At 51.1% G+C, this 25,226-nt stretch carries 21 protein-coding genes and 2 rRNA genes (1 of these 23 running past the window's edge); 15 read left to right on the forward strand and 8 right to left on the reverse strand.

Annotated elements, in window-relative coordinates; genetic code table 11:
- The 3 genes from ACJJIC_RS04120 to ACJJIC_RS04130 form a co-directional block, all read left to right on the forward strand.
- Positions 1-532 (forward strand): 23S ribosomal RNA (locus ACJJIC_RS04120); it begins 2,350 nt to the left of the window's first position.
- Positions 533-735: 203 nt separating this feature from the next.
- Positions 736-851: ribosomal RNA gene (rrf, locus tag ACJJIC_RS04125) — 5S ribosomal RNA — on the forward strand.
- Positions 852-1,659: 808 nt separating this feature from the next.
- On the forward strand, positions 1,660-2,658 hold the full coding sequence (locus ACJJIC_RS04130; protein ID WP_445356501.1) for a YncE family protein: 999 nt from the start codon (positions 1,660-1,662) through the stop codon (positions 2,656-2,658).
- Positions 2,659-2,691: 33 nt separating this feature from the next.
- Here the strand turns inward: ACJJIC_RS04130 and ACJJIC_RS04135 are convergent, their stop codons facing one another.
- Positions 2,692-3,213, reverse strand: a complete 522-nt coding sequence (locus ACJJIC_RS04135) for a GNAT family N-acetyltransferase (protein WP_444910770.1) — start codon at positions 3,211-3,213, stop codon at positions 2,692-2,694.
- A gap of 128 nt (positions 3,214-3,341) precedes the next feature.
- Entirely contained in the window at positions 3,342-3,779 is a 438-nt protein-coding gene (dtd, locus tag ACJJIC_RS04140) for a D-aminoacyl-tRNA deacylase (protein ID WP_444910769.1), read from the reverse strand.
- A gap of 62 nt (positions 3,780-3,841) precedes the next feature.
- On the opposite strand from dtd, the gene ACJJIC_RS04145 reads away from it, so the two are divergent.
- From ACJJIC_RS04145 to ACJJIC_RS04165, 5 genes are all read left to right on the forward strand, one after another.
- Positions 3,842-5,974, forward strand: a complete 2,133-nt coding sequence (locus ACJJIC_RS04145; RefSeq protein ID WP_445356502.1) for a prolyl oligopeptidase family serine peptidase — start codon at positions 3,842-3,844, stop codon at positions 5,972-5,974.
- Between the two features lie 226 nt (positions 5,975-6,200).
- Positions 6,201-7,190 carry an SDR family oxidoreductase gene (locus ACJJIC_RS04150; protein ID WP_252083739.1) on the forward strand — a complete coding sequence of 330 codons (990 nt, stop codon included), beginning with the start codon at positions 6,201-6,203 and terminating at the stop codon, positions 7,188-7,190.
- Positions 7,191-7,370: 180 nt separating this feature from the next.
- Positions 7,371-7,964, forward strand: coding sequence for a DNA-3-methyladenine glycosylase I (locus ACJJIC_RS04155; protein ID WP_444887496.1), 594 nt, complete (start codon positions 7,371-7,373; stop codon positions 7,962-7,964).
- A 76-nt stretch (positions 7,965-8,040) separates the two neighbouring features.
- Positions 8,041-8,886, forward strand: coding sequence for a mechanosensitive ion channel family protein (locus ACJJIC_RS04160; protein WP_445356503.1), 846 nt, complete (start codon positions 8,041-8,043; stop codon positions 8,884-8,886).
- Positions 8,887-9,046: 160 nt separating this feature from the next.
- Positions 9,047-10,939, forward strand: a complete 1,893-nt coding sequence (locus tag ACJJIC_RS04165) for a DUF885 domain-containing protein (protein WP_445356504.1) — start codon at positions 9,047-9,049, stop codon at positions 10,937-10,939.
- A 290-nt stretch (positions 10,940-11,229) separates the two neighbouring features.
- Here ACJJIC_RS04165 and ACJJIC_RS04170 read toward each other — a convergent pair whose 3' ends face one another.
- Entirely contained in the window at positions 11,230-12,447 is a 1,218-nt protein-coding gene (locus ACJJIC_RS04170) for a patatin-like phospholipase family protein (protein WP_445356505.1), read from the reverse strand.
- A 209-nt stretch (positions 12,448-12,656) separates the two neighbouring features.
- On the opposite strand from ACJJIC_RS04170, the gene ACJJIC_RS04175 reads away from it, so the two are divergent.
- From ACJJIC_RS04175 to ACJJIC_RS04185, 3 genes are read left to right on the forward strand one after another with little or no spacing between them, the layout of a single operon-like run.
- Positions 12,657-13,436 carry a hypothetical protein gene (locus tag ACJJIC_RS04175; protein WP_445356506.1) on the forward strand — a complete coding sequence of 260 codons (780 nt, stop codon included), beginning with the start codon at positions 12,657-12,659 and terminating at the stop codon, positions 13,434-13,436.
- Positions 13,437-13,460: 24 nt separating this feature from the next.
- The gene (locus ACJJIC_RS04180) at positions 13,461-13,592 is read left to right on the forward strand and encodes a hypothetical protein (RefSeq protein WP_445356507.1); all 132 of its coding nucleotides are present in this window, start codon (positions 13,461-13,463) and stop codon (positions 13,590-13,592) included.
- 13 nt (positions 13,593-13,605) lie between these two features.
- On the forward strand, positions 13,606-14,346 hold the full coding sequence (locus tag ACJJIC_RS04185) for a VIT1/CCC1 transporter family protein (protein WP_445356508.1): 741 nt from the start codon (positions 13,606-13,608) through the stop codon (positions 14,344-14,346).
- A 1-nt stretch (position 14,347) separates the two neighbouring features.
- Here ACJJIC_RS04185 and ACJJIC_RS04190 read toward each other — a convergent pair whose 3' ends face one another.
- Positions 14,348-15,424: a GGDEF domain-containing protein gene (locus ACJJIC_RS04190; RefSeq protein WP_445356509.1), complete on the reverse strand. Its 1,077-nt coding sequence runs from the start codon at positions 15,422-15,424 to the stop codon at positions 14,348-14,350.
- Between the two features lie 167 nt (positions 15,425-15,591).
- Here ACJJIC_RS04190 and ACJJIC_RS04195 point away from each other — a divergent pair, with 167 nt between their 5' ends.
- From ACJJIC_RS04195 to ACJJIC_RS04205, 3 genes are all read left to right on the forward strand, one after another.
- Complete coding sequence (locus ACJJIC_RS04195) at positions 15,592-16,110, forward strand: macro domain-containing protein (RefSeq protein ID WP_252083731.1); 519 nt, start codon at positions 15,592-15,594, stop codon at positions 16,108-16,110.
- Between the two features lie 148 nt (positions 16,111-16,258).
- Positions 16,259-17,233 carry a phenylacetaldoxime dehydratase family protein gene (locus tag ACJJIC_RS04200; RefSeq protein ID WP_445356510.1) on the forward strand — a complete coding sequence of 325 codons (975 nt, stop codon included), beginning with the start codon at positions 16,259-16,261 and terminating at the stop codon, positions 17,231-17,233.
- A gap of 84 nt (positions 17,234-17,317) precedes the next feature.
- Positions 17,318-17,944: a class I SAM-dependent methyltransferase gene (locus ACJJIC_RS04205; protein ID WP_445356511.1), complete on the forward strand. Its 627-nt coding sequence runs from the start codon at positions 17,318-17,320 to the stop codon at positions 17,942-17,944.
- A gap of 17 nt (positions 17,945-17,961) precedes the next feature.
- Here ACJJIC_RS04205 and ACJJIC_RS04210 read toward each other — a convergent pair whose 3' ends face one another.
- Positions 17,962-18,282, reverse strand: coding sequence for a hypothetical protein (locus ACJJIC_RS04210; protein WP_445356512.1), 321 nt, complete (start codon positions 18,280-18,282; stop codon positions 17,962-17,964).
- A gap of 77 nt (positions 18,283-18,359) precedes the next feature.
- Between ACJJIC_RS04210 and ACJJIC_RS04215 the strand changes: the two genes are divergently transcribed.
- Positions 18,360-18,917, forward strand: coding sequence for a hypothetical protein (locus ACJJIC_RS04215; protein WP_445356513.1), 558 nt, complete (start codon positions 18,360-18,362; stop codon positions 18,915-18,917).
- Positions 18,918-19,060: 143 nt separating this feature from the next.
- Here ACJJIC_RS04215 and ACJJIC_RS04220 read toward each other — a convergent pair whose 3' ends face one another.
- The 3 genes from ACJJIC_RS04220 to thiI all read right to left on the reverse strand — a co-directional run bounded on the left by ACJJIC_RS04220 (position 19,061) and on the right by thiI (position 25,066).
- A complete protein-coding gene (locus ACJJIC_RS04220; protein ID WP_445356514.1) occupies positions 19,061-21,049 on the reverse strand; it encodes a glycosyl hydrolase family 18 protein in 1,989 nt (662 codons plus the stop codon).
- 513 nt (positions 21,050-21,562) lie between these two features.
- Complete coding sequence (gene typA / locus ACJJIC_RS04225; protein ID WP_252083725.1) at positions 21,563-23,371, reverse strand: translational GTPase TypA; 1,809 nt, start codon at positions 23,369-23,371, stop codon at positions 21,563-21,565.
- Between the two features lie 210 nt (positions 23,372-23,581).
- A complete protein-coding gene (thiI, locus tag ACJJIC_RS04230) occupies positions 23,582-25,066 on the reverse strand; it encodes a tRNA uracil 4-sulfurtransferase ThiI (RefSeq protein ID WP_252083724.1) in 1,485 nt (494 codons plus the stop codon).
- Between the last annotated feature and the right edge of the window lie 160 nt (positions 25,067-25,226).

The following is a 25,226-nucleotide window of genomic DNA, read 5'->3' on the forward strand; positions in this document are numbered from 1 at the left end:
ACGAAAGTAGGTCATAGTGATCCGGTGGTTCTGTATGGAAGGGCCATCGCTCAACGGATAAAAGGTACTCCGGGGATAACAGGCTGATACCGCCCAAGAGTTCACATCGACGGCGGTGTTTGGCACCTCGATGTCGGCTCATCACATCCTGGGGCTGAAGCCGGTCCCAAGGGTATGGCTGTTCGCCATTTAAAGTGGTACGCGAGCTGGGTTTAGAACGTCGTGAGACAGTTCGGTCCCTATCTGCCGTGGGCGTTGGAAATTTGAGAAGAGTTGCTCCTAGTACGAGAGGACCGGAGTGAACGAACCTCTGGTGTTCGGGTTGTCACGCCAGTGGCATTGCCCGGTAGCTATGTTCGGACGGGATAACCGCTGAAAGCATCTAAGCGGGAAGCCTCCTTCAAGATTAGATTTCCCTGACTCCTTGAGAGTCCTAAAGGGCCGTGGAAGACTACCACGTTGATAGGCTGGGTGTGGAAGCGTTGTGAGGCGTTGAGCTAACCAGTACTAATTGCCCGTGCGGCTTGACCATACAACAGAGATGGTTACTAACGACTAGCTAAGCTAGCGGATTGTGGAATGAAAGACACACAATGATCGCTTGCGGTGTATTACTACAGATTGTTTTACCGACTTATTTGGGGTTATCGCCGGTCAACAGACCGAGGCAAACAGCGATAACACGGCAGGCCAAGCAGATTGCTTATAAGACCAACGCCAACCCAAGCCAGTTTGCCTGACGACAATAGAGTTGTGGAACCACCTGATCCCTTGCCGAACTCAGAAGTGAAACGCAACATCGCCGATGGTAGTGTGGGGCTTCCCCATGTGAGAGTAGGTCATCGTCAGGCTTCTAATCCGAAAGGGCCACCCAATAGGGTGGCCCTTTTTTTATGTGCAAAAAAAATTGAATGCGTAAAAAAATAAAAACAGAGAATAAAAAATAAAATTCAAAATACAGAAAAAATAAAAATCCCAATCGAATTTTTACTCGCAACACTCCCGCCGAAAAATCCAACTCGGTAAAAGGCAATGAAAAAAGCGCAGACTCTAAAAAGCTCCGAGGAGCCTTCCCTCCTATAAATAAAGCACTTTCTTAAATTTTTTCTGTAAGGAAAAAATGGAAATGCAAAAAAAATAACGCGCTTTATTTAATCTACACCTCAAGCACCACCAAAAAAACACCTGAAATTAAAAAGTACTCTTTAATCTAGAAAAATCATTGCGTTGAAAAAACGGCGCAGAAATACCAATAAAAATACCGGTGATTTTTTGCACGTTTTAATGAACCTGTGCAACCACGGGGCCTGGCGCGGATATACCGCAGTTATGCACAAGTCTATCCAGACTTTCTGTTAATAACGCCAAGCGGTGGAAAGTGGATAAATGGCTGGTGTTTTTTTACCCGTTGAAAAGGCCCCCGCGGAAACAGGGGCCTGAGCGTGGATATCCCTGAGTTATACACAGCTCTATCCATGGATTCTGTTAGCAATTAGCTCAAATAACACTAGAGCTTATAAAACTATACAGTCAGAGCCTGTTTCTAGGCCCTAGCCAGAGGGTGTCTTGCACTTTTAACTATACTGACAGGTCATAGGCGCCTAAATAGTTGTGCCGTGTGAATAACTTGCAGTTGGGACCAAGTGGTGAGGTGCTCTAATGCGCTGGTCGATTCTTTCTAGCTTGATTCTCCTGAGCCTGTTTCTGGGTAGTTTCACTTTTGCGAGTACCCTAATAGTGGGCAATAAATATGAAGGGACAGTCAGCTTTATTGACTTGGAAAATGGGAAGGAAATCAAGCGAACGGAAACTGGTGGCTCTCCACATGAACTTATTTTGTCCCCGGATAAATCAAAGGTTGTGGTGGTTTCCTATTTGGAAGATGGCTACGTTGGCGAAGAGTTAAATGTCTTTGATGTGGCTACGGGCAAACGCTTGAGCATTATCGACATTAGCCCGCATATGGGCCCTCATGGTATTGCTTGGCTGGGAAGTGGTGATGACCTTATCGTGACCACTGAAGAAACTCATGATGTGATTAAGGTTGATACTGTCGCGGGCAAGGTACTCGGTTCTGTATCAACAGACCAGATAGGAAGCCACCTACTGGCTTTATCTCCGGATACTAAAACTGCATATGTCACCAGTCGTGGCTCGGATACTTTCAGCGTGATCGATACGGACACTATGACCTTAAAAAAGACTCTTCCGGCCGGTGATGGTCCTGAGGCGGTATGGGTCAGTCCCGATGGGAAAGAGCTATGGATAGGTAATAATCGCTCAAAAAATATTTTTATCTTTGACACGGCTAGTTTAAAAAAGGAGGATGTCATTGATGTTGGTTACCTTCCCATTCGCATAAGTTTCCATCCCGAAGGGAAGCTGGTTGCAGTTGCGGATCTACAGGGAAACCGGGTGGTGATTTACGATGCGGCAACCCGCAAAGAGCTTAAGAGTATTGACTTAGGCGCTGCCTCTGCACGGGAACCGGCTTCACTACTCTTTACCCCCGATGGTAAGTATCTATATGCCGGATCACAGAGAGACGGGAAGGTGGTCGAAATAGATACCGACAAGTGGGAAATCAAGAGAATTTTTAAGGCTGGTCAGGGGGCTGATGGCTTGGAGTGGAGTCCGGTAACGATTCAGCCCGAGTAAATTCTATATAATATTTTTTAATGGTGGATGTTGTTAGAGGGCGACGGTGTAGATCATTAGATCCTGGGACTTTCCATCGATCGTAAGGTATGCGGGGATGGTGCTACTGTGGATTCCACCGGCCCGTCTTGCAACCGCAATGCTAGCGGTATTTTCAGAAAGGCAGTGTATTTTTATCTGGGCTACACCAGCTTGTCTTTTTAGTTCTTCGCAAATCCTCGCCACAACTTTCGCCATTACACCTTTGCCCTGGCAGTGAGCCGAGAGCCAGTAGCCAATTTCGGCACTCTTTTTTTTCTGATCAATTTCTTTGACACCGATTATTCCGGAGAGTTGGTCATTAAAAATGATCTTGTACCAGGCAGAGCCATTGTGTTTGCTATAAATACGCTGGCAAATATATTGTTTGGTCGACTCCATATCCTGTACAGACTTTGCCCAGTACAAATATTTTTCCAAAAGTGGGCGGTTATCTTCTATTAGATAAAAAAGCTCCTGGGAATCTTTCTCCTGTAGAAATTCCAGATAAATATCTTCTGTTACCGTTAACCGCATGCGGTTTTTCTCCTTGGTGGTGGAATCTCTCAAGTGAGACGATTTTATAAAAATGCAGTTTTTACTTAATAAGTTTACGAGGATTTGCCCCGGCACTTCAGACTTAGCGAATGAAACTCTTAAGGACTTTAGGTTTCCAGCATAAAGGTAACCGGGCCGTCATTGAGAAGAGACACTTGCATATCTGCGGCGAAGATTCCGCTGGCTACCGGTGTAAATTCGGCATTAGCACGCTCAAGAAAATAATCGTACAGGCCCTCGGCATGTTGTGGGCTGGCGCCGCGACTGAAGCTGGGTCGAAGGCCGCGTTCAGTTTCAGCGACTAGGGTAAACTGGCTCACGACAAGGAGCCCACCAGCGGCCTGTTGCACATTGTGGTTCATACGGCCGTTTTCATCGGGAAAAATCCGATAATTCAATACCTTATGCAGTAATTTGTCTGCGCTTTCACGGTTGTCTTTAGACTCCACTCCCAACAGCAAGAGTATACCGTGCTCAATAGCAGCCACCGACTGGCCAGACACCTCTACGCGGGCGTGGCTGACCCGTTGGATTAATCCTTTCATCTCAGACCTCTCTGTCTCTCTGGAACCCTGCGAGTAAATCGCCTAGATTAGCGGACTGATTCATGCAGAGAAACCGAGAATACCGTATGAAGAAACAGTTAATGGCACTCCTGGTTGGGGCTCTGGCCACAGCCGCTGTGCAGGCGGTGGAAACCTACCCAAAGAGTCAGACTATTGAGCACATAGATGAATACTTCGGTGTTGAGGTATCCGACCCCTTTCGTTGGATGGAGGATATGTCTAATGAAGAGGTTAAGGAGTGGGTCAAGGCACAGAACAAGCATGCGTTACCTCGCCTGAAGGATCTGCCAGGCTGGCAGAAGATCAACGATCGTCTCACTGAATTGTGGCGCTACGAGCGCTATGGGGTGCCCTATAAGAAAGGCGATAACTACTACTACGATTACAACAACGGCGACTGGGATCAGAACATTTTCTACCGCGCCGGGGAGCTTGCCCAGGATGGCAAGCCTATGCTGGACCCACGCAGCTTGAGTGAGGATGGCACCATCGCAGCGAAACGACTTAAGGTCAGCCCCAAGGGGCGTTACCTGGCCTATGGAATTTCGGATGGTGGCACGGACTGGACAGACTACCGTATTCGCGACTTAAAGACCGGCAAGGACCTAAAGGAGCAACTGACTGGGATCAAGTTCAGTGATGCCAGCTGGGCCCCAGATGAATCGGGCTTCTATTACAGTCGTTACCCATTCAACAAGGATGGCAGTGCCGATGATAGCAAGCAGGTCGCTGTCTATTTCCATCGCCTGGGAGACTCCCAGGAGCGCGACCAATTGGTATACCGTATTACCGACCATCCCACTCGCAACCCTGATGCCGAGGTAAGCGATGATGGCAATTATCTGCTGTTCACCATTTTCGATGGTTATGATTCCAACGGCTTTTACTATCGCGACTTACGCGATGACAGCGGCAAAGTCATCAAGCTGCTGGATGACTGGGATGGCCTCTATCAGTTTCTCGGTAATAAGGGCAGTACCTTCTTCTTCGAGACCAGTGCGGGCGCACCGCTGGGTCGGATAATTGCGATCAACCTGGCGAAGCCACAACGGAAATACTGGCGTGACCTAGTGCCGCAGGCAGGCAGCGCTCTGCAGAGTGCCAGCTATATTGGCGACCGATTCGTGCTGCACTATTTAAAAGATGCTAAGTCGCGAGTGCTGGTGACTGACACCAATGGTAAGAAGCAGTACGAGCTGAAATTGCCCGGCGTGGGCTCTGTGAAGGGTTTTTACGGTGAGCCGGATGAAGTGGAGACCTTTTATTCTTTCTCCAATTTCATTACCCCACCGAGTATTTATCACCTGAATGTGCAGACCGGTGAAAGCAAAATATTTAAGCAGCCGAAATACGCTGCAGACTTCTCTGACTTAACCGTGAGCCAGCACTTCTATAAGAGCAAAGACGGCACCCGTGTACCTTTATTCTTGGTGCATAAGAAGGGTATGAAGCGCGATGGCTCCAACCCCACACTGCTGTATGGTTATGGTGGTTTCAACTCCGCTCAGTTGCCGCGCTTTTACAACCGCTTTGTGGGTTGGTTGGATATGGGCGGTACCCTGGCGCTGGCCAACCTGCGTGGGGGTAGCGAGTACGGTGATGCCTGGCATCAGGCGGGTACCAAGACCCAGAAGCAGAATGTCTTCGATGACTTTATCGCCGCAGCCGAGTGGCTAATCGCGGAGAAAGTTACCTCTCCAGAGAAGCTGGGTATCAGTGGGCGCTCCAATGGTGGATTACTCGCCGGCGCGACCCTGGTGCAGCGTCCGGACTTGTTTGCCGCGGCACTGCCGGTAGTGGGTGTGCTCGATATGCTGCGTTACCACACCGCTTCCGCCAACGCACGCCAGTGGTCCAGTGACTACGGTCTGAGCGAAAACCGCGAGGAATTTAAGGCGTTGCATGCATACTCCCCGGTTCATAATACCCGTGAGGGCTCTTGCTACCCTGCCACCCTGATCACCACCGCCGACCGCGATGATCGTGTAGTGCCCTGGCACAGCTACAAGTTTGCGGCCGCGCTGCAGCGGGATCAGGGCTGTGAAAAGCCGATATGGCTCGCGGTGGAGACCCGGGCTGGCCACGGTGCCGGCAAGCCGGTGTGGATGCAGGTGGAGGACTTCGCCAACCAATGGAGCTTCCTCGCCCACCAGCTGGGAATGAAAATCGAGTAACCTTTCCCATCGACTCAATGTGTAGATAGTGGGGGCCGTGTTGGTGCCCCCGTTCAGACACTACGGATTGGGTTTAACCCTGGGGCTGCATCAGCAACAGTGTTGGTGCACAGCCCACCTTGTCGAGATTGTAGTACTGCCTGCGGTTTACCCTCCCGGGGTGCGGAAGTCTTGGCAGAGGCTATCACTGGGTATGAATAACAAAAAATAATCATCCGGTGGATCTATGAAACATGCATTCGTGACCGGGGGCAGCGGCTTCCTCGGTGCCAACCTTGTCGAGCAACTGAAAGCCGATGGCTGGCGGGTAACCGCCATGCATCGCAAGACCTCCAACACAGAGAGGCTGCGCAACATGGGGGTGGAGCTGGTTGAGGCCTCCCTGAACGATTCAGACTCACTGCGCTCAGCTATTCCTGACGATGTCGATGCCCTTTTCCATATGGCGGCCAATACCAGTATGTGGCGCGGTGGCAATGCACAGCAGTGGAAGGACAATGTGGAGGGGGCGGCGAATATTGCAAAGGTTGCGAGGGAGAAAAGTGTTGGCCGTATGATCGTGACCAGTTCGATCTCCGCCTACGGTTACCACAAGGATACGATCACCGAAGAGAGCGAAAAGCGTGCAGACGATCCCCGCCATCATTATCTGTATACCAAAAAGCGTGAAGAAATAGCGGTACGCAAAGAGATCGACAAGGGATTGGATGCGGTATTTCTCAATCCTTGTGCAATCGTGGGGAAATTCGACACCAGTAGTTGGGCGCAGACATTTTTTCTAATCGATAAAAACCAATTGCCTGGCGTGCCGCCGGGTTGGGGGTCTTTCTGTCATGCCGGGGCGGTGGCTCGGGCGCATATCGAGGCGGTCGAAAAGGGTCGCTGTGGAGAGAATTATATCCTCGCCGGCACCGATGCCAGTTTTCTGGAATTTTTTGGCAAAATAGCCGAGCTGCTGCACAAGCCTGTGCCCAAGCGTACAACTCCCGCCTTCGTTATTCAGTCTATCGCCTGGTTCTCTGATGTATGGTCGCGTGTGAGTGGTAAGGAACCGGTAATTACCCCGGAAAAGGCCACCCTGGTGACGCGCCGGGTTGTAGCTAGCAGCTCCAAGGCAGAACGCGAACTCGGCTATCAATCAGAGGTGACATTGGATGCCATGTTGTGCGAATGTCGCGACTGGTTAGTAGAGCAAAAATTATTGGAGATAAAGTGAATCGCAGTAATATTATTTTTATCCTGGTTTCCTTGTTGTTGGTTCTGCAATTGATTCAGCACTATTTCTTTTCCGGAGCCCAATAGCACTAGTCCTCTCCTTTTTGCTGGCTGTGCTCGGTATTGTTACCGAGCGCCGTCACTGCTTGAGATTAAGGAAAATAAGTTTTAGGAACCTATTATGGAAGAGAAACGCTGTGGCTGGTGCCTGTCCACCCCGCTATATCAAAGCTACCACGATGAGGAATGGGGTCGCCCGGTAACCGATGAGGCCACCCTGTTTGAGTTTCTGCTGTTGGAGGGGGCCCAGGCCGGGTTGTCATGGATAACCGTATTAAATAAGCGGGAAAACTATCGCCGTCTTTTCGATAATTTCAATGCAGAAAAAATTGCGCGCTATACGCCGCGTAAGATTGAAAAGTTACTGCAGGACCCGGGGATCATACGCAACCGTCTCAAAGTGGAGTCTGCGGTTAAAAATGCTCGCGCAACTCTGGCACTGCGAGAGAAAGGGCAAACGCTCTCTGACTTTCTCTGGCAATTTACCGACGGCAAGGTGATCGTGAATAAACCCCGTTCCCTCAAGCAGGTACCGGCCAGTACAGCGGAATCTGATGTGATGAGCAAGGCGCTTAAAAAAGCCGGCTTTAGTTTTGTTGGCTCTACCATTATGTACGCCCATATGCAGGCCACGGGTATGGTTAATGACCATTTGCACACTTGCCCTGCGCGTCAGCGCTGCCTGGATGAAGCCGAGGCGGCGGGACTACTTTAGAAAGCAAATAACCGCTGTGGTTAGCCGGTTCCGATCTTTTTTATCAGCGCATTTGCCAATGAACAGGAGGACCCCTATGAGCCTTGATGGTATTGGTGAAAGTTACTGGCCTCTCTTCACTGCTGGCTTTTTACGGATTGCGGCTGCAGTGCTGGTTATTGCAGTGACTCTGGGGGTGGCCCACCTGGCGCGAAGCGCTATAAATCGATTAACCAGCCGGCTCGATGTGACACTCGTGCCGGTGCTGCGCAATATTGCGACCTGGGCTATTTATATTGTCGGGGCGCTGGTGGTTCTGGATGTGTTTGGGATCAATACCACGAGTCTGATCGCCTTACTCGGTGCTACCGGTTTGGCGGTGGGACTGGCCTTAAAGGATACCCTGCAAAATATTGCGGCCGGTTTTATTTTGCTGAGTTTGCGCCCCTTTCGTGTCGGCGATGTGATTCAGTTTGGCCAGACCATGGGCACAGTGCGTCAGGTGGGTCTTTTTACCACTGCGTTGGATACTAGCGATGGCCTGCGAATTACAGCACCGAACAGCACCATTTGGGGGCAGACCCTCACTAATTACAGCCACAATCAGACTCGTCGTGTCGAAATAGTGGCGAGCATCGCCTACGGAGACGATATCGAGGCGGGTATACAAGTATTGCGCCGACTAGTGGCAGATGAACCGCGAATTCTATCGGAGCCGCAGCCGAGCTTCGCGGTTCGCGCACTGGGGGATAGTGCGGTGAACCTGCAAGTTCGGATTTGGACACCGACTGTTGAGTACTGGGATGTCTATTGGACTCTCATGAAGCGCTTGAAACCCGCCCTGGAGGGCGCGGGTTTAACGATCCCCTTCCCCCAGCGGGAGCTGCATATTGTGCAGAAGCCCGAGTGGCCCGATCCTAGCTCCCCCGAGCCGAAGACATAACACAGAGTCCCAATGGTCCGCCATCTTAGGCGGAATCCTCACAAGACTGCTCGTCTCGACGCGCAGATATAGCGTTTGAAAGAGCCCGAATCGACAGTTCAAAGATTTCGTGTCAAAGTTAGCGGCGTTTTTTTGTACAACTTTTGACCGAGATAGGAAAATGCCGATTAAGCTGAACAACCCTTTGATCCCCAGCCTGCTGGCTGTCGCTATCCTTGCGGGCTGTCAGGGCGATAACAGCGCTCAAGCAGGAGCGAATGCCGACAAAGCTCAAAGTGCCGTTGCCGAGGCCCCTGTAACCGTTGATGCGGTGGCTGAGACCAAGCGTCTGACCGAATGGCTGGATGCGCGTTACGAAGAGCAGCTGCAGTTCAGCCCCATGCAGCTGTCCTATCTCGGCCGCAAGGAGCAGTACGACCAGATCGACGATATGAGCGAAGCCGCCGAGGCGCGCCAGCTGGCCTGGATGGAAAAAGCCGTTGCAGAGCTGAAGAAGAACTTCGACTACGACAAGCTGAGTCAAGAAGGGAAAACCTCCTACGATATCTGGGTTTACCAGTTTGAGCAGGCCAAAGCCGCCGAGCCCTTTAAGCGCCATGGCTATATTTTTGAGCAGATGGGCGGCGTGCAGTCGCAGCTGCCCAACTTTCTGCTGAACTTCCACAAGGTGGACAATATCGAGGATATGCAGGCGTATATCGCCCGTATCGGCGGTATTTCCCGGGCTATCAATCAGCTGCGCGAGCGCGCTGAGCAGTCTGCCAAAGAGGGCATTCGCCCACCGCGCTTCGCTTACGAGGGCGCGATCGAGCAGTCCAGCAAGCTGATCGACGGTGCCCCCTTCACCGATGGTGAGGACGCCCCCCTATGGGCCGGAGCCAAAGGCAAAGTCGCTGAACTGTTGGAAGCCGGCAAGATTGACCAGAAGCAGGCCGATAAGCTGACCGCAGACGCGCGCAAGGCCCTGGAGACTGAGTTCCTGCCAGCCTATAAGACCCTGGTTGCCTGGCTGGAGAAAGATGTGCAGAAGGCCTCTGCAGAGCCTCAGGGTGCCAGCAGTCTGCCGAATGGTATGGCCTACTATAACCAGCGCCTGGCAAATACCACCACTACCAGCCTGACCGCCGATGAAATCCACAATATCGGCCTGAAGGAAGTAGCGCGTATTCGCAGCGAGATGGAGACCATCAAGAAGCAGGTGGGCTACGATGGCAACCTGCAGGAGTTCTTCACCTTTATCCGTGAAGATGGTCAGTTCTACTACCCCAATACCGACGAAGGCCGCCAGGGTTACTTGGATGATTCCACAGCTTTCCTCGACGACATCACCAAAAAGCTGCCGGACTACTTCGGCCTGCTGCCCAAGGCTGAGCTGGTGGTTAAGCGGGTGGAATCTTTCCGCGAGCAGGATGGTGGTGCCCAGCACTACTACCCGGGCACTCCAGACGGTTCTCGCCCAGGTATCTACTATGCGCACCTGTCTGACATGAGCGCCTACTCCACTACTGATATGGAAACTGTGGCTTACCACGAGGGTAACCCCGGCCACCATATGCAGATTTCAATCGCGCAGGAACTGGAGGATATCCCACAGTTTCGTACCCAGGCGCACTTCACCGTATATGTAGAAGGCTGGGCCCTGTACTCTGAGAAACTGGCTAAGGAGATGGGTGCATTCGAGGACCCCTACAACCTGTTTGGCCATCTGACCGCAGAAATGTGGCGCGCCATCCGCTTGGTAGTGGATACCGGCATGCATGCCAAGGGTTGGAGCGAGGAGCAGGCGGTAGAATACTTCCTGGAAAACTCTGCGATTCCTGAAACAGCCGTGCGCTCCGAAGTACGCCGCTATCTGGTGTGGCCGGGTCAGGCTACCGCCTACAAGATCGGGATGCTGAAGATTCAGGAACTGCGCAAGCAGGCTGAGGAGCAGCTGGGCGAAAAATTCGATATCCGCGGTTTCCACGACACCGTACTGGGTGGCGGTGCACTGCCGGTACCAGTCCTGGAGAGCCGAGTGGCTGCTTGGGTGGACTCAATTAAGAGCGCTTAAAAGCTAACTTGGTTATTGAATTAAAGCCGGGCATTGCCCGGCTTTTTTATGAGGGTGACTCTTGCCTTTCCCATTTTTTAATTGTTTGGCCAAAGAGAAAAAATTAAAGCTCTCATTATTCATTAAACCTTAAGAGCACATCGGAACTGCTGGGTAAATTTCCAGCTGAAACTGTTGGGAAAATTTGACAGTGAACTATGTGGGTTGGAGGGAGTTAAAGAATTGTTTTCTCAGAATTATTAGGTTGACTTAAGATTTTCTCAGATTTTTTAGGTTTTTTAAGGACGACGTTAATCCATTCGGTTGAGGTGTCGGATAATGTTTCTTAAGCTACATTTATTCTCTTTGATTAATTTTTCTGAGTAATATTTTAGGTGATGCAATAAGTCATAGTCGAATATGCCCACGAAAGGATGGTCAATATCTACGTTGAGAAAATCGTATTCGATACGCCCCTTTTGGGAAAGAATCTTGGCAATCTCTAAAGTGTAAAGTTGGTTTTTATCCATAGAGCGCTGTATGTTGGTTAAAGCATCATGAGCCCAGTGAATGCGCCCCCATTTTCTCAGCGAGTGGTACTTCATACTTGAGCTTAGTAGTTTTGGGTATCCAGAGCACATGACCAGTATGTAGTATTTTTTTTCTGGGAATTCATGAATAATGTCTCTTAGAATTAAACTAGACGGGTTGTTTATAGCTATAGCCGCATCTGCAAATACACAACAAATATCCTTTTCTTTAGCTGTTGGGTAAATTTTGAAGGAAGATTGGAAGTTGGACTTCATCGATTCAAAAGAGACTGGAGGGAAAGCCGTCTCGGCACTAGCTGCAGCTGTTACCAGTTGGTATAGGCTGTTTGTGGGTAAATCTAGAGCCGCATCTCCTCGATTTTTGAATAAAAAGATTTCTCCGCTATCTATGTTTAATGTTGGAATAATAACGTAGTTATCTAAATCATTAAATTTTAAATCTTTTGTGTAGTATTTCTCCATGATCTCATGTAGGCGTCGGCCGAAATAGGCTGGTGAGAAGAGCCCAGCCCCGGTGAGCAGCTTGTGATACCAGGGGGATTTAAAGATATAAGTCGTTTCATCTTTATAAATATTGATTAGGTAGTCTAGGTGAGAAATATTTTTCCCATAGTAGTCTGGAATAGCTTTACCTGGGATGTTGATTCCAGTTGCTATAACGGCTCCAGTGGATACTCCGGCAAAAACATCAAATACTTCATTAATCGGTTTTCCTAGGTTTTTTTCGATATATTGCAGGACATAGAGGGGGATAAGTCCGCGAACGCCCCCGCCCGTAATGATTAGTACTTTGATTGTGTCTTTATCTTGCAGATGATCTAAGTTTCTAACAAATCTTTTTGAGATAAATTCTCTGTTAAAGGTGACTGATTGAGGGAAGCATTTGTTATAAATGTAGGCCGTAAGAGCATAGGCTCCAGATAAAGTTGTTAAGGTAAAGAATAGTCTTTTGGTTAGCTGACCGGCCAGTTTCAACATAAAAGGAAACCATGTTTGTTCAGTAACTAGTCCTTAAGCAATGCACCTTTCTCATCGCGGAACTATTGTAATGTAAAATTTATACCTAATATGAAAATCGTTTGGTTTTGATTTATATGACCCCAAAGAGGAGAATGTCTTTTGATATCACCTGTTGAAAGTAAGGTGTCTAGCTTATGGAAGGAATTAGAACTTAAAAAAGGCTGTGTATGAAAAAAATTATCATTATTTTATGTTTGTTAATTGCCCAATTAGTTGCTGTTCCACTTTGGGCTAAGACGGATACTAAGGCGGTTTCTACCGAAATTACCGTGCGTGCCAAAGCCAAGGATGCCAAATTTATCGGTTCCTCCATTGGGGGTGCCATGGTCATTATCCGTGCGGCAGATACTGGGGAAATTCTCGCACAGGGCCTGACTCAAGGGAGCACCGGCGATACTGGTAAGATTATGAAGACCCCGCGTGAGCGCTATGTGCCTATCGCCGAGGGGGCGGCTAAATTCACCGCTAATCTGGATATTAGTGAGCCAGTTTTCCTTACCATTGAGGTTTTGGCCCCTTACATCAAAAAACAGGCCCGCGTGGTGGCGCAGACCCAGACCTGGTTGGTGCCCGGCAAGCCTATTGGAGGCGAGGGCTTGATTGTGGAAATCCCCGGCATGGTGGTGGACCTGCTCAGCCCACAGACTCACCTCTACACCGGTTTGGATAAGAGTCCATTCGAGATCCGCGCCAATGTGGTGATGATGTGTGGTTGTTCCTTCACCGATGGTGGCTTATGGGATGGCAGCAAGATTGAAGTTACTGCGATAGTGAAGCGAAATGGAGGCGAATTTGCCACAGTGCCACTGAAAATCCAGGACACTATGAATTCCTTTAGTGCGCCCTTCGCCACGGATTTACCCGGCGTCTACGAAATTCTGGTTTACGCTTATGACGCTAAAACCGGAAATACCGGTGTCGATAGGGGCAGTTTTATTGTGAAATAAACTGGATTGGCCGGGGCCAAGGCAATGAGCAGAAATAGGACAGGGGACTATGAGGTGTTTATGCGTGGTATGAATACGCGAGTCCCCGGCTTTTATAGCTCCGCTGTAAATCCCGGTCTGGTGCTCCTGCTGGGCCTCTGCTTTGACGGGGCGTGAGCAAAAGGGAGCGATGTCCCGGCGCGAGTTGCTTGAGGAGCACCGCCCAGAACGGATCCACGCCCGCCTGGGGCGAGAGCCGAAATCTCAACGGGTCTCCGATTTTGTTCTGGGGGCCATCGATGGCTGCGTTACCACTTTTGCCATAGTGGCTGGGGCCTTCGGTGCGGGTTTTTCCGAGTCGGTGGTGTTAGTTATGGGGTTCGCCAATCTGATTGCGGATGGTTTCAGTATGGCGGTGAGCAATTACGAGGCCGTCAGCGTGGAGCGTGAACAAGCTGCGGCGGCCACACGTATCGAACGCGAGCATATCGCACTGGTACCCGAGGGAGAGCGAGAGGAGATTCGCCAGATATTCCATCGCAAGGGATTTCGCGGGCAGGTGCTGGACGAGATCGTCACTACCATTACCGCCAATCGCCAGCTATGGATTGAGACCATGTTGGCGGAGGAATACGGTATCAGCCGCACCAAACGCAAACCTCTGGGCAGTGCTTTGGTGACCTTCTTCGCATTTATTGGCATGGGCACCGTGCCGCTGTTGCCCTACCTTCTCTCGCCACTGAACTCGTCACAACAGTTCTACAGCAGCGTTATTCTGGCGGCTTTAACCTTCTTTGCCATCGGTCTGTGCAAGGGCCTGGTATTTTCCCAAAAGGTTTGGATGGCGGGCTTCAAGACCCTGGTATTTGGAGGCGGTGCCGCCGCGCTGGCATTCGCCGTAGGCTTCTTCTTGCGCGACCTTATCGCTTGACCTAGGCGGCTACTACCCGGTTGCGGCCGCTGTTCTTTGCCCGGTACATACGCTTGTCTGCCTCCGCCAGCAGTTGGTTGTGAGGGTTGCCGCTCCCCTCTACCACGCCAAAACTGATGGAAACTTTTACCGGCTGTACGTAGCGGCGGCTCAGGGCCTCGACCTTGCGACGCAGTTTTTCTGCCAGCACCCTGCCACCGCGCACATCGGTATTGGGCAACAGCAGCAGAAATTCCTCTCCGCCCCAGCGTGCAACAACATCTTCTGCGCGGGTGTTTTCCCCGAGGATTTTCGCTACGTCCTGCAAAATGCGGTCGCCAAAGCCGTGGCCGTAGGTATCGTTAATACTTTTAAAGTTGTCCAGGTCGCCAATCAGTATCACGTATCGGCCTTGTAACTCCTTGTTGCGCCGTTCCATATCGTGGATAGCCCGGTAGGCCTCGCGGCGGTTCGCCAGCCCGGTGAGGGCATCGGTGGAGGCGCTTTTTTCCAGTTCACCGGTGAGGCGTTCGAGTAGCTGTTGGGTGTGGTGGCGACTGCTGTCGAGTAGTGCGGTGAGAGCGGTAAGAGCGCCAAAAACCGCAATAAAACGTGCGCGATAGGCGGTGTCATATTCCGCCTTCAGGCCGGGGAAGTCCGGGTAGAAAAGAGCCGTCGCGGTAACTAGGCCGATGGCGACCAGCGCCACTGTGCCGGTCTTATAGCCGTATAAATTGATAAACCCTGGCACCAACATCACCGCCCACATTAGGCCAGTGTTGTTAACCCCGCCGGATAACAGCAGATAAAAGTAGAGTACCAATAAAAGAATGCCTACCAGCAGCGGTGTTTTTTGGCTGGGGCCCATCACATTGATGGTGACATAGGAGCAGAGTATCACTACTGCGGCGGCGGAAAGGGTCGTGGCCTGCAGAATATCGGCGGCGCTCAGGGCAATAACCGCCATAGCACCGGTTACCGCCATGGCAAAAATTAACATGTAGGAGGAGGCCATGATACGGCGGCGCAGGTCGATGCGCTCCAGCTCCGCCACGGGTGTGTCCTGTGCGGTGTGATGCTTGTTATACCCTGAGTTCATAGTCGTCTCTGTTCCTGTACAGACTGCAACTTCCGTCGGTCGTAAGCGCGATTCCTGTCACTTAATTCACCGGCAGAGTGAAGCTGCGCCGAGTATAGGAGGATTCGCCCGATGACCAAAGCCGCGAGCTACAGTATCTGTAAAGCAAACGTTAGAACTGAGAAACCGTGACACAAATTCATCTGACTTGGGGCAATATCCTGACATTACGTGGGGACGCACTGGTGTGCCCCGCGCACAAACATCTTATTCGCGGGCGCGGCCTTTCGGCGCAGATTTATGCACAGGGTGGCGTTGAGCTTGCGACTCAGTGTGGTAGGCAACTGAAGTGTGCCGTTGGTGAGGCGCGGCTAACCAACGCCTATCATCTGCCGGTGGATTATCTGCTGCACACGGTTACGCCGCAGTGGAGCAGTGGTGATCAATGGGGCGCTTTGGCCATTGGCCAGCTACGGCGCTGTTATGAGAGTGTATTGTGCCTTGCGAGGGAGAAGGGGTTGAAGCGTATTCTCTTTCCCGCATTGGGTGCGGGTACCAATCGATTTCCCCATGCCATTTCCGCACACCAGGCCCTGGAAGTTCTCAATGAGTATTCCGGTGAATTTGATCAACTGACGGTTTGTTTACATTCTCCCGCCGCTCTTGGAGAGTGGGAGAGGGTTGAGCGGCGTTTCTACACGGTGTGAGATTACCTGATCACAAAAGTGTACTTTCGTGCTTATTTAGTAAGGGCTAATTAGGCCTTTTCACAATGCCCTTGAAGAAGGCTGAAGAAGTTGTTCCTTAACTAGAAGTTAGGCACTTACAAAGCTGAGCGCGAGGAGAGAATAAAGCTTGAAAAATCGCCCCGTGAATTTCAAGCCTCCCTACCCCGCATGGGAGCTAGAGCTTCCCTCTAACCATTGGTATGTCCAGTGCCAGGTTGGCTTACAGTTTGCGAGTGGACAACGTGACGATTCGCTATTCCGATTGTTGGCCAGGTTTTTATCCAGTGCTAAAGGCTTGCTGCACATTGAGCGGGCGGGACACATCGATGTTCAGGGAGCTTATAACGATATTGCTATAGCCTATTGGGACAACGATGAATCAATGGGGAAATGGCTTGGGGAAGAAGCTACTGAGTTACGGGAAATTATTCAGAGTAAGTCGGGATTTTGGTATGAGGCGTTAGCCGCTCCACGCTCACACTTTGAAGTATCTTCCTCCACACCTGTGGCTGACTGGGGGATTTTTCGCCACTTTGATATTTGTGAGCAGCATGAACACGCTTACTGGGGTGCGATGCGGGATCGAATTAGTGCGGCGGAGAATGATGGGCTTCCGGGCCAACTGCAAACCCTGCGGGCAATACCGGTTGGGAAACAGTCAGATACAGAAATATCTCTTCCCGGTAATTTATGTATGATTCGTACAGTTCAAGGGTACTCGGCAGCCAGTTCCGCGGAGCGGCATGCCTACCGGGAATCTCTGTGTTCCGAGTATGAACAGGGGGTGCATTATTTGCAGTCAAACCCAATAGAATCGCGCTGTCTTAGTGCTCGCCTGTTAAATGATGAGCATCCTGCACTGGGCAGGCCGGACACCGAAACTATTGCTTGGTTTGCATCCCTGGCGGATTTGGAAAACTGGGTACATCACCACCCTACCCATAAAGCTATTTATGCGGCTGCGCAGTGTTATGCGAGTCGCTTCGCCTCTGGGATGCAACTTTTGTTGAGTCACGAAGTGGCAGTAGTGCCGCATGGCAAGGGGCGGGCTTTTTATCAGGGCTGCCATCCTGATACAGGGTTGAAGCGTTTTCTCAAGTAAAAGTAAAGTGTATCTGTAGCTCTCAGAAAAGTGATATAGACACCTTAAAATAAAAGCAGTGAAGTTATTTTAATGTGTTATTGCATGGCAATTAAGTCGGTTCCATACGAAATTGATGACATTATTCGCAAGGTATATAAATACTCTGATTTGGGTAATTATCTCGATGAGGAGAATCGTTTTCTAAGAAATCTGGTTTCCGAGGGATCAACGCTTATAGATTTTGGTTGCGGTAATGGTCGTCATCTCAGGCTATTAAACGGTCGTCTTGAACTCGGATTGGGAATAGATAATGACCATGGGCATATTGCGAGTGCACGAAATTTGAGTAAAGGAATAAGAAACCTCCAATTTTTACTTGCAGATGCCAAGACATTTACATCGGAGCGTAGGTACTCTATCGCCATATCTATGTATAACACGGTTGGTAATATTTACCCAGCGAGTAGAGTCATCGAAGTAATGCAGAGTGTATGCCAGCGTAAAGGGAAATTGATTGTCAGCGTTTTCTCAGAACAATCTATCGAAGAAAGAGTGGTGTTTTATCAGAAAATTGGTTTTGGTATAAAGCGGGTTTCAGAGAATTCCATTCTGACAGACAAAGGTGTGGAGTCCTCTCATTATAGCAGGGTACAACTTTCTAAGTTGATTCCTGAGGCTGAAATTATACCCTGCAGCAAATTTGGATGGCTGGCGATTAAGTCAGTTTAAGTGACACTGATGATCGATTATCTCTTGTTAGATATTTCTTGCCACTGGATTTTGTAACCATTTTTAACCATATAACCGTACACTTTGTTAAAAAGTTTGTGCATCCAGAACTCGATATTGTCAACGCCTTCAATAGATTTATTGCTGGCATGGTCTTCAATTGCCAAGTCGGTCATATCCCAAAATCCCTGGGCTATTTGAGTGGCTTCTTCAGAAGACTCTATTTCTTTTCTGGATGATACAAACTCTAGAAGGAGGTCATTTTCGAGTTTTTTAGCATAGTGAATAGCGAGTACCTGTGATTCTTTGGTGCTTTCATTAAATTTAAGTATCTTCATGGGGTTTAGTTTTAATTTATTGTTGTAGGGAAGGCAGCTGCTTCGGAAATTGTAAAAACTACAAGGTATTAATGTTAATGAAGGTAATTGTTGTTTCTGATATTTGGGGGCGGACAGAAGCCTTGGACGCCCTTTGTTTGCGAACTTTTGAGGATTATACAATCCTGGATCCATACTCCGGTAGTGAGATGAACTTTGAGATCGAGGGGGACGCATATAAATATTTTATCAACGAATGCGGCCTGGAAAGTTACTATTCCTATGTAAGCAGTTACATTAAAGAGCAGCGTTATAGTTATAATCTGCTGGGATTTAGTGTGGGAGCAACAGTCGCTTGGATGTTAGCCTGTAGTGATCAAGCTGAATTTATTAAAAAAACAGCCTGCTTCTATGGTTCCAGGGTTCGCTATCTTCTCAATGAGAGGCCAACCCGAAGTGTAGACTTTTTTCTGGCAAATAAAGAGCCCTCCTTTAATGTTTTGGAGTTCTCCCGCGAACTCTCCAATATACCGATGATGACTTTACATAAAACACAGTTTTCTCATGGATTTATGAATAGTTGTTCTGAAAATTTTAATCCTGAAGCTTACAGGCACTACCGTGATTGGCTGAAAAGCTGGGCTAATGGTGCCTAGGCAACAGAGTACGGAGAAGAAAAGGGTTGGAAGCTGAGGTCTGAAAAGGGAGGGCTAAGAAAAAAGGTCTGAATATTTTATGTAAAAAATAAAAGGACCCGAAGGCCCTTTTATTTCCTGGAAAAGTAAAATCTTAAAGATATTTACTGACAGGAGCTCGCTTCCCAGTACTGCGGCGCTGCAGCCGGAGACCACCAGTTGGGTCCGAAGGTAGAGACGTATACCTGGCCTTCGAAAGTTACCTTATCGCCAACTTCGTAGCCCGCATCACCCGCGTAGGGCTGTTGGAACACTGGGCAGGAATCTGCCGAGCCCTCATCGCCATTGTTGCCATCAGAATTTCCGTCTGTGTTGTCACCGGAACCGTTATCTGTATTGTCGCCAGATCCATTATTGGTGCCGTTGTTATCGTCTGACCCTGTACCGGAATCGTTGCCAGAGTCGCCGCCGCTTGTTTGACAGGTGGTTTCACTCCACAGCGATGGTGCCGCACTCGGAGACCACCAGTTTGGCGCATGAGTGGATTCGTAGGCGACACCTTCGAAGACAACAACATCACCGACCGCATAGCCTGGATCGCCAGCATAGGGCTGCTCAAACGCTTCGCAGGCAGAGTTTCCGGTGCTGCCGCTATCGCCAGTGTCTCCAGTATTTCCTGTGTTGCCGCTATCGCCGGTGTCACCCGTATCTCCGGTGTCCCCGGTATCACCGGTATTTCCAGTGTCACCCGTGTCGCCAGTACTTCCAGTGTCTCCGTTGTCTTCATCCCCAGAGCTCGATCCGCCTTGCCCGAAGACCTCTAGCGCCGCATCCAGAAGTGGGTATTGGTATTGGTTATTCTCGCGCAGCATACCGCCCCGGAGCTGCCAGATCATTACACCGCCCAGGTCTTGCTCGACCACGTAACGTGACCGCTCGGCGATTGAGGTGGTGTCTTCGAAGGAAATGAAGCCGCCATCCGGGAACCACCCATAGTGAGTTACCGCTTCTGGGTCGTAGGCGGTCTGGAATGATGCGTCGCTCTGCATTTTCTCAACGATCTGGTAGTAACGCGTCTCGGTGTCGGAACCCCAGTGAGCGACATCCTGCCCCGATGCGGCTTCGCCGATCGCGGTGGCGCCGGCGACACTGCGGCCGTAGTGGGACATGCCCAGGATGATTTTCTCTGAGGGGATATTGCCTTCAGTCATCCACATGTTGCGACAGCTGTCCGCGTCGAAGCCTTCGTTGACCTGGCCGGCATAGGGGTACAGCGGAGAAGTATGCTGAGCTACCGAGTCCCAGTCGCCACCGAAGTCGTAGGTCATCAGGTTGACGTAGTCGAGTGTTGCGCCGACCTCGGCGAAATCGTAGCCCTCTTGCGCAATCGATGGGCCGCAAGCGACGGCGGCGGTTAGCTCCAAGCGTTTGCCGGTCTCGGCTTCGACTTCATCGAAGCGCGCACGCAGCTCCTTCAGCAGTGTGGTGAAGTTCTCTTTGTCGATCGAACGGCCACCGTTGGGTGCATAGCCCGGATATTCGAAGTCGAGGTCGAGACCATCGAAGTCCCAGTCGGTTAGCAGGGTTACCGCATTTTCGATAAAGGCCGCACGCGTGCTGGCGCTTTCCATCATCTCAGAGACTTTATGGGAGAGCGTCCAACCACCTACGGAGAGAATCGCCTTGGCACCATCGTCGTGTACCGACTTTACGAAACCGGATTCGTGATCGTTCCAGCTCTGGCAGACTGCGTCCTGCTTGCTTGCATCGTACTGGCTGTAGGGATGCCAGAACGGCGGTGAGCACTTGACCGGACCATTGCCGGCGCCGCCGGAGAAAGATTGAGCCCCCATTCCGTAAAAGACATAGGGATCAGTAAAGTAGATGGTGCCCTCTTCATCGTTCCAGGCAAAGGCGTATTGCACATGAGTCAGTTTGGAAAAATCCACATTGTCGTGGGTGAAGGAGGCGTCGGCCCAATACTCCCAGTCGGCCCAATAGGCCGAAACACGTTTGGTCTCCTGAGCGCTGACATTGGCACTCAACACGAGCGCCGCAGCAAGTGTTGCTACTTTTTTAAATCCGAGTCCGCGCTCATTGCGGCCCCCCTCCAACATCCCTGTTCGATCCTGAGATTGCAGGAAAGAAAACATTACAGTGACCTCCCATGGGCCTTATTTATGATGAAACTTAGCGTTATAGAACTAAACTTTATAGTTGAGGAAATTGGAAAAAAACCGGGGGATAAAAGTTCCATCTGAAAATGAGAGTACCATCGTAACTAACTGATTTTTCCCGATAAATTGTGCAAGAAAAGTGAAAGAATCAAGATGTAAACCGCTTTTTACAGGATAAAATCAGTTTCTATCACATTGGGGTAATGTGATAAATACTTGGTGGTGATGGTCGAATTATTAGAGTTATTTAAGAATTAATTTTTATGATGTGAGCAAAAAAAATAAAAATGGTATTGGTCTGGATAATACCCAAGGGCAGTTGCCTAGGTATCGCTGTCAGCGCTTTCCAAAAATAAATAGCAATAAGCGCTGGCTGCCCGGATAAAGTATTTTTTCTAGATTGCTTAAGTTTTCGGTGTAGGTTGTCACCAAGTGTGAAAAATAAAAAAGGGCCCTATAGGGCCCTTTTTAAACTGAAGAAAATTTTAATTATTTCTTCGTGCGCTTACGCATATTTTCCTGCAGGATTTTTTTGCGTATGCGGATATGGTTGGGAGTCACCTCAACCAACTCGTCCTCTTCGATAAACTCCAGCGCCTGCTCCAGGGTATGGCGGATGGGCGGAGTGAGGGTCAGGGCTTCGTCGGTGCCGGCGGCGCGAATATTGGTGAGCTGCTTACCCTTGGTGGGGTTTACCACCAGGTCGTTGCCGCGGGAGTGGATACCGATAACCTGGCCTTCGTAGATATCTTCGCCGTGGCCGAGGAACAGGCGTCCACGGTCCTGCAGGGCGAACAGAGCGTAGGCCAGAGTCTTGCCGTTCACCATGGATACCAGTACGCCGTTGATGCGCTTGGCCACTTCCCCCTGTTTTACCGGGCCGTAGTGGTCGAAGATGCTGGTCATGATGCCGGAGCCGCTGGTCAGGGTCAGGAACTGGTTGCGGAAACCGATCATGCCGCGCGAGGGCACGATAAAGGTCAGGCGCACACGGCCTTTGCCGTCCGGCTCCATATTGGTCAGTTCGGCTTTGCGTAGACCCAGCTCTTCCATAATCGGGCCCTGGTGCTGGTCTTCAACGTCGATCACCACCTCTTCGTAGGGCTCCTGGATCTCCCCGTCCACTTCTTTCTGCACCACTTCCGGACGGGAGACACCTAGCTCGAAGCCTTCGCGACGCATGGTTTCGATCAGTACCGACAGGTGCAGTTCGCCGCGACCGGATACGCGGAATTTGTCCGGGGAATCACCTTGCTCAACGCGCAGGGCTACGTTGTGGATCAGCTCTTGATCCAGGCGCTCCTTGATATTGCGCGAGGTAACGAACTTGCCATCCTGGCCGGCAAAAGGCGAGTCGTTCACCTGGAAGGTCATACTCACGGTGGGCTCATCCACGCTCAGGGCCGGCAGGGCCTCCGGAGTGTCTGGGTCGCACAGGGTATCGGAGATATTCAGTTCGCCCACACCGGTAATACACACAATGTCGCCGGCGCTGGCCAGTTCCACTTCGGTGCGCTCAAGGCCCAGGTAGCCCATCACCTGCAGAACCTTCGCCTTGCGGGAGTTGCCTTCGCGGTCCAGTACCACCACCTGCTGGTTGGGGGCCAGGGTGCCACGGGTGATACGGCCAACACCGATAACACCGACATAGCTAGAGTAATCCAGGGCGGAAATCTGCATCTGGAAGGCGCCTTTCGGGTCTACCTTGGGCGGCTCAACCTTGTCCACGATCATCTGGAACAGCGGCGTCATATCGTCGGCCATATCGGTATCGTCTAGGCCGGCGATGCCGTTCAGAGCGGAGGCGTAAACAACCGGGAAGTCCAGTTGCTCGTCGGTGGCGCCGAGGCTGTCGAACAGGTCGAAGACCTGATCCATCACCCAGTCTGGGCGTGCGCCGGGGCGGTCGATCTTGTTGATCACCACGATGGGGTTGAGGCCCTGCTCAAATGCCTTTTGGGTAACGAAGCGAGTTTGCGGCATGGGGCCGTCCACTGCGTCTACCAACAGCAATACGGAGTCGACCATGGACAGTACGCGCTCTACCTCACCGCCAAAGTCGGCGTGCCCTGGGGTGTCGACGATGTTGATGCGGTAGTCGTTCCAGCGAATGGCGGTGTTCTTGGCGAGGATGGTAATGCCGCGTTCTCTCTCCTGGTCATTGGAGTCCATGACCCGCTCGGCGCCTTCGTCGCGACGGTCGAGTGTGCCGGACTGGGACAGCAGCTTGTCCACCAGGGTGGTTTTGCCGTGGTCTACGTGGGCAATAATCGCAATATTGCGCAGATTCTCTATCACTGGGGGCCTCTGGGCGTTAAATCTTGGTAAATCGGGGCGGGGGCCTGCGGGGTTTCTACAGCAGCATTCCGGCCAAAGGCGGCGATTATAGGGGGGCCGCATGACAATTGGGAGTGATTTTGAGTAAAAAATCACCGGTCGCGTTCAGAATGGCGACCAGAAGAAGAGAGCAGGGAGGGCGCGGGCGAATCTGCCGCCCGCGCCGGGCAATTACTTCTTGATGCCGTCGGGGCGGTGCGGGATCTGTGGGCGCAATACGCCCACATTACGGAAGCCTTCATCTAGCAAGTGAGAGGCATGTAGGCGGCTCATCACACCGCGCGCACAGTAAAGCAGGTACTCGCGCTCCTGATCCAGCTTGGCGAAGCTGTTATTGAGGCGGTAGAAGGGGATAGTCTCTACTTCGACGCCCTCTAGCTCCAGCGGGTCCATTTCTTCTTCATCCGGGTGGCGGATATCGATGATTACTGCGTTGCCGGCTTCCTCACGGATTTCCACTTCCGGTGCTTCACCGTCCACTTCTTCGATGACCTCGTCAATATTCTGAATCGATCGGTTGCCGATGGCGCGGTCAAGAATGGTGAAGTCGAAGCGGTTTTCCTCGGATTCTACTTTTTCAATCTTGGCGCGGGTGGTGGGTTTTACCGAAATCACGCCGCAATATTCGGGCATATTTGCGGCGAATTCCTCGGTGCCGATGGCCCGGGAGGTACGGATAATATCGGTCTTATCGGTAGTGATCAGTGGTCGCAGTACCAGGGTGTTGGTGACGCTATCGATTACTGACAGATTCTTCAGGGTCTGGCTGGAAACCTGGGCGATGGCCTCACCGGTTACTACTGCATCCACTTCCAGCTCTTTCGCGATAACGTCTGCGGCGCGCAGCATCATACGCTTGAGAATCACGCCCATGTGGGAGTCGTCTACGCGCTCGAGAATTTCTGCCACCACTTCGTCGAAGGGCACGGTGACAAAACGCACCCGGTGGGAGGCGCCGTATTTGTTCCACAGGTAGTAGGCCACTTCCTTAACACCCAGTTCGTGTTGGCGCCCGCCCAGGTTGAAGAACAGGAAGTGAGTGCGGATACCGCGTTTCATGGTCAGGTAGCTGGCCACGGTGGAATCGAAACCGCCGGAGACCAGCGATAGCACCGGGTCCTGGGTACCCAGGGGGAAGCCGCCGAGGCCGGGGTGCTGTTCCTCGATCACGTTGAGTTTGTCGTGGCGGATTTCCAGCTTGACCGTGATATCCGGGTTTTTCAGTTTCACCCCGGCCGCCCCGGTATTCTTGTTGAGGCCGCCGCCTACGTACTGCTCCACATCGAGAGATTTGAAGTCGTGGTCGCCGGTGCGCTTTACCCGCACACAAAAGGTCTTGTCCTTGAGGGCGGGGCCCCATACAGACAGGGTCTTCTCGTACATATCGTGCAGGTCGCCCAGGGGGAACTGGCGCACGCGAGAGAAGTTGGCAATGCCGGGGGTGTGAGAGAGTACCTCTTCAATGCGGCTGCCAAGGTGGGCCACGGCGTCCGGGGCGATCACATCGATCTTTTCCCAGTCTTTGCGCACCTGGATACGGTCGTCCAGCTGGCGCAGCAGGCGCTGTAGGTTGTCCTTGAGCTGGCGCGACATACGTTTGCGCACCGGATTGCTCTTGATGGTGATCTCGGGAAAAAATTTGACGACAAAGTGCATGGGAATCCGTGGGGTACCGCATGTTGATAGAAGGTGCGGCATTATAAACTAGCCGGACGCAAGTTGGTTGTGCACTGTTTGCGAGCAAGCTGGAGTATAAATGTGCCATTGTGGTGCATTTAGTTATGGCTGCACAGCCACAATACATCTATCCTGCCCC

This window comes from Microbulbifer mixtoriginis (SeqCode), assembly GCF_052468275.1.